Below are 14,665 nucleotides of genomic sequence, written 5' to 3' on the forward strand. Positions count from 1 at the left end.
GGGCTTCCGGGCGGCGCCTCAGGCCGGGTCGGGCGACTCCCGCCGGGCGGCCACCGGGTCGGTGACGCCCCCGGGCGAGGCCTCGCCGGTGGTGTTCCAGCCGGCGAGGCGGGCCGCGGGCCGGTAGACCGACTCGTAGAAGTCGAGGACGACGGCCCGCGGGTCCTCGCCGTCGCGCACCTCGTCGTAGTCCAGCACGGCCAGGTGGCTGCCGCCGCGCTCGACCCAGCGGGCGGCGGCGGGCCGCAGCGCCGCGTCCGCGAGGCCGGCCGGTTCGGGCGCCGCGTAGGAGTAGAAGGCCGGCCCGGGGAAGTCGTCGTCGCCGAACCAGAAGCCGGAGCTGATGACCTCGCGGGAGTAGGCCTCGCGGGTCACCGGGTCGACCGTCGCCGGCTGTTCGACCGCACGGCCGGAGAACCGCGTGACGGCGATGTCGAAGGTGTGCCAGAAGTGGTGCACCGGGCTGGTCTTCCCGCAGAAGCGGGCGGCGAACTCCTCCAGCACCAGGCCGACCTGGCCGAGCACCTGCCAGTAGCGGTTGACCCAGAACGGGTCGTAGGCGGCGTGCTCGGTGTCCTCGGTGAACGGCCGCCCGGCGTCGGGCAGGTCGAACGGGAACGGGTGCGGGAGGGACACCGGCACCCCGACGGCGTCGAGGGCCTCCAGCGTCCGGCGGTAGAACGACGCCACGGACTGCCCGGCGAGCGGGAACGAGGCGCTCCGGCCGTCGGACGAGCAGACCACCAGCCGGTGGGCGACGAAGTCGAAGTCGACGCAGAAGGACCCGCCCCCGTCGCCCACCGCCATCGGACGGGTGGTGATGCCGCGCCCGGTGAGGTAGTAGGGGACGTTCCACCAGTGGTTGCGCCGCACGCTGTACGCCAGCCGGATCTTCCCGACGACCTGCGCGAAGCGGTGCACCGTCGCCTTGGAGTCCTGCCACCGGGCCAGCGGAATCGGGGGGAACAGCTCCATGCGCCCCACGCTAGGCCCGCCCGCCCGCTCCCGCATCCGCGCACCCGCCGCCGGCTGCGCGGATCACGACGGCAGGGTGATCGACTGGGCGTGGTGGAAGACGTTGCCGTCGTCCCAGAGCTTCTTGGCGTGCTGCAGGCGGGGGTAGTTCTCCTTGTAGTACAGGCGCTGGTAGGGGGGCTGCCGGTCGGCGGTGGTGCCGAGGTCGGTGTCGGGGTAGTTGACGTAGGCGCCGTCGGTGTCGGTGCCGGTCTCGGGGATGCCGCCGGTGGTCCGGTAGGTGTCCTGGTAGAGACCGCGGAGGTAGCTCAGGTGGGCGGCGTCCTGGGCGGGGTCGGTCCAGTAGGTCTGGTACTGGAGCTTCATCACGGAGTCCCGCTGCGCGGCGGCGGTCTCGGCGGGGCCGCGCTCGTTCACCCGGCAGCCGTAGGAGTCGATCTGGACCAGGGTCTGGGTGAGGTCGACGCCCTCGACGTCCTTGGTGAGCCAGTTCCACCAGGTGTCGATCTGGGCGGGGGTGAAGGCCGTGCGGTGGTAGGCGGACTTGTACTTGCCGCGCTGGTTGGCGCCGGAGCCGTTGACCGTCATGGTCGCCTGGAACCAGGGCAGCCGGCGCCGCCTGTCGGGGAAGGGCAGGAACAGCAGGCCGGCGCCGGAGGTCTGGACGGTGGCCCGGGTGCGCATGCCGGACTCCACGGCGGCGAGGAAGGCGTCCAGCGGCGCCGGGTCCTCCTCGTCCCACTGGCTGAACAGGACGACGTTCCCGTTGGAGTGGTGGGTGAGGTGGAGGATGGAGAACAGCGCCCGGTAGACCTGCTCGGCCGGTGCGCTGTGCCCGGCGAAGAAGGCGCCGAAGTTGGTGAGCAGGGTGCGGAAGTCCTCGGGGTGCTCGCGCAGCTCCGCCCACCTCCAGGCGACGCTGCTGAGCCAGACCCGGGGCGGCGGCTCCGGCAGGCCGTGGGCGAAGTGGTAGCGCAGCACGACGCCGAAGTTGCCGCCGCCTCCTCCGGTGTGGGCCCAGAACAGTTCGCGCTCGGGCGAGCCCTCCGGGTCCGCCCGGTTCGCCCGGGTCACCTCCACCCGGCCGCCGCGGACGGTGACCACGTCGACCTGGACCAGGTGGTCGACGGTCAGCCCGTGCCGGCGGGAGAGCAGTCCGTACCCGCCGCCGCAGATGTGGCCGCCCGCGCCGACCGAGTAGCAGGAGCCGGCCGGGAGCGTCACGCCGTAGCGGCGGAACAGGCCGGTGCAGACGTCCCAATTGGTGGCCCCGCCCTCGACCGCGTAGGTCGCGGCGCCGAACTTGTCGGTCGCGGCCCGCACCCCGCGCAGGGTGCTGAGGTCGAGGATGACTCCCCGGTCGTTGTCGACGAACCCCTCGTAGCAGTGGCCGCCGCCGCGCACCGTCGGCCGCAGCCCGCGGTCGAGCGCCGAGCGCAGTGCGGCGACCGCGTCGGCCTCGCCGCCCACCAGCCGGATGTACGCCGGGCGGCTCCGCCAGCGCTGGTTGAAGCCCTGGCTGAGCGTCTCGTAGCGGGGGTCCGAGGGGAGGACGGTCGTCCCTTCGGGGCGTTCGGCCGGCTCGGCCGTGGCCGGACCGGCACCACCGGCGACACCGCCGGCACCGGCGGCGGCCAGACCCAGGGAGGCGGCGGAAACCCCGGCAGCGGCCCTTCCGGTGCTGCCGAGAAAACCGCGGCGGGAGAATGCGTGGCGCATCGCCGGGACCTTCCTTCCCCATTCCGAGAGGCAGGCGGCGGACGCTAGCACGCAGCCGGGGAGGCCGGCGGTCCGGCACGGAGGGACCTGAAAGTCCGTAGGCGAATTCACCCGCCCGCACCACCGGGTCCAACGCCGGCACCCGGGCCGGAGTTCCGATGCGTAGTCCGACCGGTCCGATGCGATCACCCCCCGCCGCTGCATCCGGCCGGACCGCACCGGACGCCGGTTTTCGGCCACCCGCGGCCGGGGACCGGCTACCGCAGAGCACTCAACCGGGAGGAAGCCATGGCCTATCAGTACACGGTCGTCACTCCGCACGGTGATGTCCACCTCGACACCGACCGCCACCACAGCACGTTCGACACCATCGAGGACTTCCTGGAGCACCACAAGCAGACCGTCGCCGCCGCCGTCAGCATCGGCACCCTGGCCGCCCACGGCCTGGGCCTCTACCTGGAGCACTTCCGGGGCGGCGCCCGGCTCCGCTGACCCCCGACCGGCCCTACCGGCCCTACCGGCCATGAGCGCCGCAGCCCCGCTCCGACACGAGGAGCGGGGCTGCGGCCCGACGGCTCCGGGCGGGCGACTTGACGACGCATCTGATTAGCCGCCATATTACTTCCATGGTTCAGCAGCCCGAGGCCGGCAACGGCGCACCCACGCTCGACCAGGCCCGCCGTCAGCTCTCCCGGTACGGCCTGTCGGCCGATCCACAGGCGATCCTGGTCGCGGCACGGCTGATGGCCGCCGGGTCCCGGCTCGGCCAGGCCGGCGAGGCGCACTTCGCGCGCTTCGGCCTGTCCACCGGCCGCTACCGGCTGCTGGCCGAGCTGGAGGACCACGGCGGCGAGAAGCCGCCGTCGCAACTGGCGGCCGCGCTCGGGGTCTCCCGGGCGACCGTGACCGGGCTGGTCGATGGGCTGGAACGGGACGGCCTGGTCGCCCGACGCCCGTCCGCCGAGGACGGGCGCGGCAATGTCGTGGTGCTGACCACGCGCGGAGCGCAGCGGCTGCGCGACATGGCGCCCGAGCACTTCGAGCGGATGCAGGCGATGGTCGGCGGCCTGTCGGTCGAGGAGCGCACGCTCTTCCTCGACCTGCTGGCCCGCCTGGTGGAGGGCATGTCCGCCCTCACCGACGACTGACGACCGAGGACCGGACCGGCGGATCGGCCGACGAAGGGCACATCGAGTCCTTCGGCGCCCCGCGCCCCAATAGTTAGCCACCTCACCACTTATAGTTAGCCAACTAATCACCTGGAGCCTCCATGCCCGCCACCTCACCCACCGAGGAGCGGCAGCCCGCCGCTCCCGCCACCGCCGCACCACCGCCCTTCGTCCTCTGGCGCGAGGTGCTGGTCTCCTACGCGGCGCCCGCCGTCATGGCCGGGATCGGCGGTATCGCCACCGGACAGCCGGAGCTCAGGCTCGCGGCCGTCACCACCATCGCCGGCACCTCGGCCCTGGTCGCCGCCCTGGTCGGCGCCCGGCACCGCCGGCGCCCGGCCGGCTCCTGGGCGGAACGCGGGCCGCGCCCGCTCGTCACGGCCCTGTTCGGCCTGGGTGCCGCCGCCCTCGCCCTGGCCCTCGGCACCGCCGGCGCGCAGTTGCTGCCCCGGATCCCGGCCCTGGCCGACAGCCCGTGGCCGGGGCGGCTCCGCTTCGACCTGCCGGTCTCCGCCGCCATCGCCGCGACCGCGGTCACCTGGCGCTGGCGCGGCACCCGCCCGCGCCGCCGCCGGGCCCGCTGACCCGGCCCCACGGCACGGCCCCGCGGCACGGCCCCTCCACGCACCCCGAGCACCCTCCCGAGATCCCGAGAAGAGAGAGATCCCGCATGATCACCATCATGGGCGCGTCCGGCGCCACCGGCGGCGCCACGCTGCGCAGCCTCACCGCCCAGGGCGTCCCGGTCCGCGCGCTGAGCCGCGACCCGGGCCGGCTGCTGGCCGGTCTCGACGCCCGCACCACCCCGCTCGTCGAGGCGGTCGCCGCCGACGCCGAGGACCCGGACTCCCTGCGCACCGCCCTGCGGGGCACCCGGCAGCTCTTCCTGACCATGGCCAACGGCCCGCGCCAGGTCGCGTACGAGCTGCTCACCGCCGACCTCGCCGCGGCGGCCGGGGTGGAGCACGTCGTGAAGGTCTCCGCCCCGGCCACCGAGCCGCACTCCCCGGTCGCGGTCTCCCGCGGGCACCACCTGGTCGAGGAGCGGCTGCGCGCCCACGGCCTCCCCACCACCGTGCTGCGGCCGTACGCGTTCATGCAGAAGCTGCTGCTGCTCGCCCCCGGCATCGCGGCGGCCGGGCTGATCCACGGCGCGATGGGCACGGCCCGGTGCAACTACGTCGACTGCCGGGACATCGGCGACGTCGCGGCCGCCGTGCTCACCCGTCCGGAGGCGGCCGGCGGCAGCCTGGCGCTCACCGGCGGCCGGGCGTACAGCCACCCGGAGCTCGCCGGGCTGCTCACCGCCCTGCTCGGCCGGCCGGTGAGCTACGTGGACCTCCCGCCCGAGGAGCTGCGCGCCCACCTGGTCGCCCGGGCCGGGATGCCGGACTGGCTGGCCGCCCACGTGGTGGAGATCCAGCGGCTGGCCGTCGAGCGTCCGGAGGCACCGGACGACGCCGCCACCCGGCTCACCGGACGGCCCCCGCGCACCCTGGAGGCCTTCCTCCAGGAGCACGCCGACCGGTTCCGCCACCCCTTCCACTGACCCCGGCACCCCCTCGGACCGGCCCGCCGCTCCCCCGGGCGGCGGGCCCTTCACCCCGAGGGAGCACTATCCGGTGTGGCATGGATCACGGTCGGAAAATCGACCTGACGGACCGTCAAAACGACTGACAGGTCGTCACATCCGATCCACAGGGCCTCAGTTATGGGCTGATGATCCGTCAGGTTCGGCCACTACCGGGCCAGTTGGGCGGAGTGTCGACCGGTCCGGCGTTCACCACCCGGGGCTACCATCGGTCGGGTTGTCCGCTCCGGCCCCGGAGTGGGGTCACCCGGACAGGCGAGTGCTCCCACCGCCCCCAAGGGTCGGACATCGATCGGGACGGGGCGAGGACAAGGAGCACACGGCCGCCATGACAGCCGCACCCAGCCGGGAACCGGGCCCGGACGCCGCCGCCGGGCCGACCCCTGCCACCGGGCAGGACACCGCCGCGCAGACCGCCGGGCAGGACGCCGCCGCGCAGGCCGCCCCCGGGCAGGACGAGAAGCAGGCCCGCTACCCGGGCCGCCCCGCCGCCGCCCCGCGCACCCTGGTCGACGTCCTCGACGCGACCGCCCGGCAGCACCCCGCCGAGCCCGCCCTCGACGACGGCCGCACCGTGCTCAGCTACCGGGCCCTGGCCGCCGAGGTCGAGCAGCTGCGCCGCCGCCTCGCCGCCGCCGGCATCGGCCGCGGCGACCGGGTCGGCGTCCGGGTGCCCTCCGGCACCAACGACCTCTACGTCTCCGTGCTCGCGGTGCTCGCCGCCGGCGCCGCCTACGTCCCGGTGGACGCCGAGGACCCGGACGAGCGCGCCCAGCTGGTCTTCGAGGAGGCCGCCGTCGCCGCCGTCCTCGGCGCCGAGCGCGCCCTCACCCCGGTCGGACCGGCCCGCGCGCCGCTCGCCGACCAGACGGCCGCCGCGCAGCGCCCGACCCCGGCGGACGACGCCTGGATCATCTTCACCTCCGGCTCCACCGGCCGCCCCAAGGGCGTCGCCGTCACCCACCGCAACGCCGCCGCCTTCGTCGACGCCGAGGCCGCGCTCTTCCTCCAGGACGAGCCGATCGGCCCCGGCGACCGGGTGATGGCCGGCCTGTCCGTCGCCTTCGACGCCTCCTGCGAGGAGATGTGGCTGGCCTGGCGGCACGGCGCCTGCCTGGTGCCCGTCCCCCGCTCCCAGGTGCGCTCCGGCGCCGACCTCGGCCCCTGGCTGGCCGAGCAGGAGATCACCGTGGTCTCCACCGTGCCGACGCTGGCCGCGCTCTGGCCGGCCGAGGCGCTCAACGAGGTCCGGCTGCTGATCTTCGGCGGCGAGGCCTGCCCGCCCGAGCTGGTCCAGCGCGTGGTCACCGAGGGCCGCGAGGTGTGGAACACCTACGGCCCCACCGAGGCCACCGTGGTCGCCTGCGGGGCGCTGCTGACCGGCGAGGGCCCGGTGCGGATCGGCCTGCCGCTGGACGGCTGGGACCTCGTCGTCGTCGACGAGGCCGGCGAGCCGGTCGCCCCCGGCGGCACCGGCCAGCTGGTGATCGGCGGCGTCGGCCTGGCCCGCTACCTGGACCCGGAGAAGGACGCCGAGAAGTACGCACCGCTGCCCTCGATGGGCTGGGAGCGCGCCTACCGCAGCGGCGACCTCGTCCAGGCCGACCCGGAGGGCCTGCTCTTCCTGGGCCGCGCCGACGAGCAGATCAAGCTCGGCGGCCGGCGGATCGAGCTCGGCGAGGTCGACGCGGCGCTCCAGGCCCTGCCCGGCGTCGCCGGCGCGGCCGCGGCCGTGCGCACCGCGCGCGGCGGCAACCAGCTGCTGGTGGGCTACCTGGTGACCGGCGAGGGCTGGGACCGCGAGCAGGCGGTGCAGCGGCTGCGCGCCGAGCTGCCGGCCGCGCTGGTCCCGCTGCTGGCGCCGGTCGACACCCTGCCCACCCGCACCTCCGGCAAGGTGGACCGCAACGCGCTGCCCTGGCCGCTGCCCGACCTGGAGAGCGCCGGGCCCACCGAGCAGCTCTACGGCACCGAGGCGTGGCTGGCCGAGCAGTGGACGGAGATCCTCGGGGTGCCGGTGAGCGGCCCCCGGGAGGACTTCTTCGCGATCGGCGGCGGCAGCCTGGCCGCCGCCCGGCTGACCACCCTGCTGCGCACCCGCTACCCGAACGCGGCGGTGCTGGACATCTACCAGCAGCCGACGCTGCGCAAGCTCGCCCGCCACCTGGAGCGCACCGCCGCCGACACCGGCGAGGCCCGGACCGTCGCACCGGTGCCGACCCGCGCCAAGCTGCTGCAGCTGCTCCTGCTGGTCCCGCTGTTCACCGTGGTCGGCCTGCGCTGGACGGTGGCCCTGCTGGCGCTCGGCAACCTGCTCTCCCACCTGGACGGCTACGCCTGGGCGCCGACCGCCTCCTGGTGGGCGGTCGGCGCGGGCGCGGCGGTGCTGTTCACCCCCGCGGGCCGGCTGGCGCTGGCGGCCGGCGGCGCCCGGCTGCTGCTGCGCGGCCTGCGCCCGGGCAGCTACCCGCGCGGCGGCGGCGTCCACCTGCGACTGTGGGCCGCCGAGCGGCTGGCCGAGGTGAGCGGCGCGACCTCGCTGTCCGGCTCCTGGCTGGTGCGCTACGCCCGGGCGCTGGGCGCCAAGGTCGGCGAGGAGGTGGACCTGCACTCGCTGCCGCCGGTGACCGGCATGCTCAAGCTGGGCCGGGGCTGCGCGGTGGAGGCCGAGGTGGACCTCAGCGGCTACTGGCTGGACGGCGACCGGCTGGAGGTCGGGCAGCTCAAGGTCGGCTCGGGCGCCGTGGTCGGCACCCGCTCGACCCTGCTGCCGGGCGCCCGGGTCGGCAAGCGCGCCCAGGTGCTGGCCGGCTCCAGCGTCACCGGGCACGTGCCGACCGGCCAGCGCTGGGGCGGCGCGCCCGCCGTCAAGCTGGGCCGCGCCGAGCGGAGCTGGCCCAAGGAGCGCCCGGTGCGCCGGGCCCGCTGGTCCGCGCTCTACGGGCTGAGCGGTGCGGCGCTGAGCCTGCTGCCGCTGCTGCCCGCGGTGGCCGGCCTCGCGGTGCTCGCCCCGTTCGTCGACCCGGCGGACGGCCTGGGCGGCGCGCTCGGCGGTGCCCTGCTCGGCCTGCTGCCGGCCACCCTGGCGTACGGGGTGGTGTACGCGGCGCAGCTGGTCGCGGCGGTGCGGCTGCTGTCGGTCGGGCTGGAGCCGGGGGTGCACCCGCTGCACGGCCGGGTCGGCTGGCAGGCCTGGACGGTGATGCAGCTGATGGACCAGGCCCGGGAGATCCTCTTCCCGCTGTACGCGGGTCTGGTGACCCCGCTGTGGCTGCGGGCGCTGGGCATGCGGGTCGGCAAGCACGCGGAGGTCTCCACGGTGCTGGCGCTGCCGAGCCTGACCACGGTCGGCGACGGCGCGTTCCTGGCCGACGACACCCTGATGGCGCCGTACGAGCTGGGCGGCGGCTGGGTGCGGCTCGGTGAGGCGAAGGTCGGCGAGCGGGCGTTCCTCGGCAACTCGGGGATGACCGCGCCGGGCCGTTCGGTGCCCAAGCGCGGCCTGGTGGGCGTGCTGTCGGCGACGCCGGAGAAGGCGAAGAAGGGCGGCTCGTACCTGGGCATGCCGCCGGTGCGGCTGCCGCGCTCGGCCGACCGGGCGGACCAGAGCCTGACGTACGAGCCGCCGGCCCGGCTGCTGTGGGCGCGCGGGCTGGTCGAGGTGGCCCGGCTGCTGCCGGTGCTGGCCTCGGGGGCGCTGGGCGCGCTGACGCTGGCGGCGCTGTCCTGGCTGGCGCGGGCGTGGTCGCCGTCGGCGGCGGCGCTGGTGTCGGGCGTGGTGCTGCTGGCCGCGGGCACGGCGGCGTGCGCGGTGGCGGTGGCCGCGAAGTGGCTGCTGGTCGGCCGGTTCCGGGCGGTGGAGCACCCGCTGTGGAGCGGCTTCGTGTGGCGCAACGAGCTGGCGGACACCTTCGTGGAGGTGCTGGCGGTGCCGTGGCTGGTGGGCGCGGTGCCGGGCACTCCGGTGCTGAACCTGTGGCTGCGGGCGCTCGGCGCGAAGGTCGGGCACGGCGTGTGGTGCGAGAGCTACTGGCTGCCGGAGGCGGACCTGGTGACGCTCGGGGACGGCGTGTCGGTGAACCGCGGCTGCGTGGTGCAGACCCACCTCTTCCACGACCGGATCATGCGGATGGATACTGTCGTCCTGCGCGAGGGCGCCACCCTGGGGCCCGGCGGCATCGTGCTGCCCGGCAGCACGGTGGGCGAGCGCAGCACGCTGGGCCCGGCGTCGCTGGTCATGCGCGCCGAGTCCGTGCCCGCCGACACCCGGTGGCTCGGCAACCCGATCGAGGTGTGGCAGACCACCTCCTGACCGCCGTCCCCCGGGGGGCCGGCCGGGGTCCCCACCCCGTCCGGCCCCCCGGCGTCTCCCGCCCCCGACCCCCGTCCAGTCCCGTGTTTCCAGGAGCGTACGACCCGGTGAACCCCCGCCCGGCGCAGTCCCCGCAGCCCCCGCAGCCCGTCGCCCCGCCGGACCCCTACTTCCCGGCCAGCGGTGATCCGCGCTACCGGGTCCACCGCTACGAGCTGGCCCTCGACTACCGGCCGGGCCCGAACCGGCTGGGCGGTACGGCCCGGCTGAGCGCGGTCGCCGTGACCGCGCTGACGGAGTTCGCCCTGGACCTCGCCGAGTTCCGGATCGGCCGGGTGCTGGTGGACGGCAAGGCCGCCCGCTACACCCACCGGGCGGGCAAGCTGCGGATCCGCCCGCCGAAGGCGCTGACGGCGGGCGCGGCGTTCACCGTCGACGTGCACTACACCGGCAATCCCCGGCCGGTGCGCAGCCCGTGGGGCGGCCTGGGCTGGGAGGAGCTGACCGACGGCGCGCTGGTGGCCAGCCAGCCGGTCGGGGCGCCGTCCTGGTTCCCGTGCAACGACCGCCCGGCGGACAAGGCGACGTACCAGATAGCGGTCACCACGCCGTCCCCGTACACGGTGGTGGTGGGCGGGCGGCTGCTGACCCGCACCACCGGCTCCTCCAGCACGACCTGGGTGTACGAGCAGTCCGCGCCGACCTCGACGTACCTGGTGACGGTCTCGATCGGCCAGTACCGGCCGGTGGTGCTGGCGGAGCATCCGCAGGTGCCGCAGACCGGCTACGTGCCGGAGCGGCTGGCGGGGGCGTTCGCCGCGGACTTCGGGCGGCAGCCGAAGATGATGGCGTACTTCGGGGAGGTGTTCGGCCCGTACCCGTTCGGCGAGTACACGGTGGTGGTCGCCGACGAGGAGCTGGACGTCCCGGTGGAGGCGCAGGGGGTCGCGACCTTCGGCACCAACCACCTGGGCGGCGGCTGGGAGCGGGAGCGGCTGGTCGCCCACGAGCTGGCGCACCAGTGGTTCGGCAACAGCGTCTCGGTCGGCGACTGGAGCCAGATCTGGCTGAACGAGGGGCTGGCGAAGTACGCGGAGTGGCTCTGGTCGGAGCGCTCCGGCGGGCCGACGGCGGGCGCCCGGGCGGCGTACGCGCACCGGCTGCTGGCCGGGCTGCCGCAGGACCTCCGGCTGGCCGACCCGGGCCGCAAGCTGATGTTCGACGACCGGCTGTACCAGCGCGGGGGCCTGGTGGTGCACGCGCTGCGGCTGGCGCTCGGGGACGCCGCGTTCTTCCGGGTGATCAAGGACTGGGCGGCGTTCCACCGGCACGGGGTGGTGACCACCGCGGACTTCCGCGCCCATGCGGCCCGGTACGCGCGGGCGCCGCTGGACGAGCTGTTCGAGGCCTGGCTGTGGCGGCCTGAGCTGCCGCCGCTGCCGGCCGGCTGACGTCGCCCGCGGCGCCCGTCGCGGGTGCGCCCGCGACGGGCGCCGTCCCGGGCTCGGACGGGCTCAGGCTCAGACGAGCTCGGGGACGGCGCGGTGCAGGCCCTTGCGGTCGTAGTAGCGGGCCGTCGCGAAGCCGAACAGCAGGGCCGCGACGGTGCCGATGGCGATCCAGGTCCAGGCCCGGGTGAGGCCCGCGCCGGCCTGCGCGTCGAAGAAGAGGATGGCCCGCACGCCGTCGGTGAGCTGGCGCATCGGCTCGAACAGCGCGAGGAACCGGTAGAACGACGGCAGGGCGTCCAGCGGGACGGTCGCGCCGGAGGACGGCAGGCCGAGCACGATGAACACGAACATGCTGACCAGCAGGCCGAGGCCGCCGAAGGCCGCGTTGATCGCCTGGACGCCGAGGCCGACCGCGCTGCTGGCGCAGACCGAGAAGATCCACAGCAGCGGCAGGTGGGCGGCGTCCATGTCGAGGATCACCACCCCGGCCAGCATGATCAGTGACGAGGTGAGCAGCGACAGGCCGACCGACATCACGCACTTGACGGCGAGGGTGCTGGTGCGGCTGATCGGCACCACCGGGTGGCGGGCCCGCCAGGGGCCGACCTCGTTGTCGGCGTAGCCGAGCGCGACGTCGACGCCGTTGCCGATGATGTTGGCGCCGAAGAAGCCGGCCAGGACGAGCAGCAGGGTGTAGTAGAAGGCGGAGAGCCCGAGGCCGCTGCGGTTGCCGATCGGGTGGCCGACGGTGGTGCTGAGCGCGATCGGGTCGGCGACCAGCAGCCGGGCCGCGTCATCCTGGCCCTGGGCCTGCGGGAGGGCGGAGAGCCGGGCGCCGAGCGCCAGGGAGGCCTGGTGGACGGCCTGCTGGCCGATCTGGGCGGCGAGCGAGGAGCCGAGGCTGCCGACGCCCGGGTTGGTGTACTGGAGCACGGTGGGGCGCGCGGGTTTGGCGCTCGCGCCGCCGAGGGCGGCGACGGTGGCGGTGAACTCGGGCGGCACCTGGAGCGCGCCGTAGAGCTTGCCGGAGGCCAGCTGCTCCCGCGCGGCGGCCTCGTCGAGCTGCCGCCAGGAGACGGCGTCCCCCTGGCCGGGCGCGGTGGCGATGCCGGTGACCAGCTGCTCGCCGAGGTTCTGCCGCTGCCCGGCGACGTCCGCGCCGCGGTCGGTGTTCACCAGGGCGATCGGCAGGTGTCGCAGGTCGCCGCGGGGGTCGAGGATGCCGCCGAGGTAGAGCAGCGACATCAGCAGGCTGAGCAGGCCGACCAGCACGGCCGGGACGGCCCACACCTTGGGGTTGCGGAGCACCCGGCGGGCCTTGACGCCGGCGGGCGGCTCGGGCCGGCGCGGCTCGGGAAGGGTCGGCTCGCGGTGGGAGGGCATGACGCTCCGTGGGTGGTCGGTGATCACACGGACCCTAGGAGCGTCATGAGGAGGGCCGACGGCGCCACGCCGCCGGGGTCACCCGCCCGTACGGCGGCGCGGAACGGCCCGGTCCCTCCGCCGAGGGGCCGGGCCGCCGTACCACGGGGGTGCGTCAGCCGGTGAAACCGGCCGTGATGGAGGTGAACTGCCAGTCGTTCTGGGCGATGCCGGAGCAGGTCTCCTGCTGGCCGCCGCCCGGGCAGCCCCGGTCACGGTTGACCGACCAGAAGGCCATCCGGGCCAGGTGGTGGCTGTTGGCCCAGTCGCGGATCGCCGTCCAGTTCTGGACGCTGGTGATCTCGCCGGTGTCGCTCAGGCCGTTCATGCCGGAGATGCCGATGTGTGCGTAGGCGGTGGCGTCGTCCCAGCCGAAGACGGACTTCAGCTTGTTCTTCAGGCCCTCGGTGGCGCTGACCGTGGCGGCGTACATGTCGGTCGAGGCGTTGCCGAAGTCGAACGGCATGATGGTGAAGACGTCGATGTCCGCGCCGAGCGCCTTGGCCTGCTCGATCAGCCGGTTGCCGTAGTAGGTCGGGCCGGTGGTGGCGGTGCCGAAGGTCACGATGGTGCGCAGACCGGGGTTGTTCTGCTTGACGATCTTGAGCGCACCGAGGATCCGGTCCTGGACGGCGGTGTTCTCGAACTCGTCGGTGTTCTCGATGTCGACGTCGATCGCCTTGAGGCCGTAGGCGTCGATCACCTTCTGGTAGGCGGCGGCGAGGTCGGCGGTGGTGGCGCAGTTGGGGCCGAGCTTGTTGCCGCTCCAGCCGCCGATCGACGGGACGACGTCGCCGCCGGCCGCGCGCACCGCGTTGATGGTGGCCTGGTCGACGCCGTTCAGCAGCGGCCGCTGGCTGTCCCAGGTGGGGTTGCAGCCGTTCTGGGCCAGCACGAACGCCAGGGTGAACCACTTGATGCCGGTGGCGTTCATGACGGTGGTGGCGGCCGGCGGGTTGCCCCAGCCGTTGTAGAGGTAAGGCGCGGCCTGCTTGAAGGCGCCCGGGGTCGGGCCGCCGCCGTTGGCGTCGGTGGTGACGGTCAGGGCGGTGGAGGCGGCCGAGGCGTTCCCGGCCGCGTCGCGGGCCTTGACGGTGAAGGTGTAGGCGGTGGACGCGGTCAGGCCGGGGACGGTCGCGGTGGTGCCGGTGGCGCTCGCGACCTTGGCGGTGCCCTGGTACACGTCGTAGCCGGTGACGCCGACGTTGTCGGTGGCGGCGTCCCAGGCGAGCGTCACGCTGCTGGCGGACTTGCCGGTGGCGCGCAGGTTGCCGGGCACGGTGGGGGCCTGGGTGTCGGCCGGCGGGGTGCCGCCGCCGGGGCCGTCGAACACGATGTCGTCGGCGTAGTAGGTGCCCTGCCCGTACCAGCCGTTGACGTAGACCTCGGCGGTCGTCTGGGTGGCGCCGGTGGTGAACGAGACGCTCAGCTTGCTGTAGTCGGCGGCGGAGGTCCAGGCGGAGCCGCCGCCGGTGACACCGAGGTAGACGTAGCTGCCGCGGACCCAGCCGGAGAGCGTGTAGGCGGTGTTGGGCTTGACCGCGACGCTCTGGACGCACTTGGCGGTGTCGCTCGCGGTGGCGGCGCCGGCGAGCGCCTTGCCGCCGCCGTGCACGGGGGTGGTGACGACCGATCCGAGACCGCCGGAGCAGGTCCAGCCGGACAGGGTGCCGGTCTCGAAGCCGCCGTTGGTGAGCTGGTCGGCGGCGTGGGCGACGGTGGGCGCGGTGAACGCCGCGGCTGCCGCGAGCAGCGCGGCGGCACCGACGGCGGGCAGTCGGGTGCGCTTGTGCAGCACCGGTGACCTCCAGTGGGGGATGTGGGGGGGGGTGGAGGTGCGGGGAGGGCCCCAAAATGGACTGGACCAATTGCTCATGTCAAGTCATGTCCGCCGGACGGACGGTGAGGACGTGTCGGCACGGGGCGAACCGATCGGGAGAAAATGGGTGGAACGACCCACGGAGGCGGACTAGGTTCGTGGCGGCGGGGCACGGGGGCCCCGGCCCAACCGCGCCCGAACCCGAAG

General features: G+C 74.7%; 10 protein-coding genes. 6 read left to right on the top strand and 4 right to left on the bottom strand.

The features are described from left to right. Positions 1-18: 18 nt before the first annotated feature. Positions 19-975, bottom strand: coding sequence for a DUF5996 family protein (locus ACFXAM_RS18820; RefSeq protein WP_380292546.1), 957 nt, complete (start codon positions 973-975; stop codon positions 19-21). Between the two features lie 63 nt (positions 976-1,038). Then, the gene (locus ACFXAM_RS18825) at positions 1,039-2,694 is read right to left on the bottom strand and encodes an FAD-binding oxidoreductase (protein WP_380292548.1); all 1,656 of its coding nucleotides are present in this window, start codon (positions 2,692-2,694) and stop codon (positions 1,039-1,041) included. Positions 2,695-2,982: 288 nt separating this feature from the next. Between ACFXAM_RS18825 and ACFXAM_RS18830 the strand changes: the two genes are divergently transcribed. From ACFXAM_RS18830 to ACFXAM_RS18855, 6 genes are all read left to right on the top strand, one after another. Continuing rightward, the gene (locus ACFXAM_RS18830) at positions 2,983-3,186 is read left to right on the top strand and encodes a hypothetical protein (protein ID WP_380292550.1); all 204 of its coding nucleotides are present in this window, start codon (positions 2,983-2,985) and stop codon (positions 3,184-3,186) included. A gap of 134 nt (positions 3,187-3,320) precedes the next feature. Beyond that, positions 3,321-3,842, top strand: coding sequence for a MarR family winged helix-turn-helix transcriptional regulator (locus ACFXAM_RS18835; RefSeq protein WP_380292552.1), 522 nt, complete (start codon positions 3,321-3,323; stop codon positions 3,840-3,842). A 122-nt stretch (positions 3,843-3,964) separates the two neighbouring features. Beyond that, entirely contained in the window at positions 3,965-4,447 is a 483-nt protein-coding gene (locus ACFXAM_RS18840) for a hypothetical protein (protein ID WP_380292554.1), read from the top strand. 86 nt (positions 4,448-4,533) lie between these two features. After that, entirely contained in the window at positions 4,534-5,412 is an 879-nt protein-coding gene (locus ACFXAM_RS18845) for an NmrA family NAD(P)-binding protein (protein ID WP_380292556.1), read from the top strand. 370 nt (positions 5,413-5,782) lie between these two features. Beyond that, on the top strand, positions 5,783-9,766 hold the full coding sequence (locus ACFXAM_RS18850) for a Pls/PosA family non-ribosomal peptide synthetase (RefSeq protein WP_380292558.1): 3,984 nt from the start codon (positions 5,783-5,785) through the stop codon (positions 9,764-9,766). Positions 9,767-9,873: 107 nt separating this feature from the next. After that, on the top strand, positions 9,874-11,217 hold the full coding sequence (locus ACFXAM_RS18855) for a M1 family metallopeptidase (protein WP_380292560.1): 1,344 nt from the start codon (positions 9,874-9,876) through the stop codon (positions 11,215-11,217). A gap of 69 nt (positions 11,218-11,286) precedes the next feature. On the opposite strand, the gene ACFXAM_RS18860 is transcribed toward ACFXAM_RS18855, so the two are convergent. Beyond that, positions 11,287-12,600, bottom strand: coding sequence for a YhgE/Pip domain-containing protein (locus ACFXAM_RS18860; protein ID WP_380292562.1), 1,314 nt, complete (start codon positions 12,598-12,600; stop codon positions 11,287-11,289). A 154-nt stretch (positions 12,601-12,754) separates the two neighbouring features. After that, the gene (locus ACFXAM_RS18865; RefSeq protein WP_380292564.1) at positions 12,755-14,515 is read right to left on the bottom strand and encodes a carbohydrate binding domain-containing protein; all 1,761 of its coding nucleotides are present in this window, start codon (positions 14,513-14,515) and stop codon (positions 12,755-12,757) included. Positions 14,516-14,665 lie beyond the last annotated feature (150 nt).

This window comes from Kitasatospora sp. NPDC059462 (genome assembly GCF_042749955.1).
Lineage (GTDB): Bacteria > Actinomycetota > Actinomycetes > Streptomycetales > Streptomycetaceae > Kitasatospora.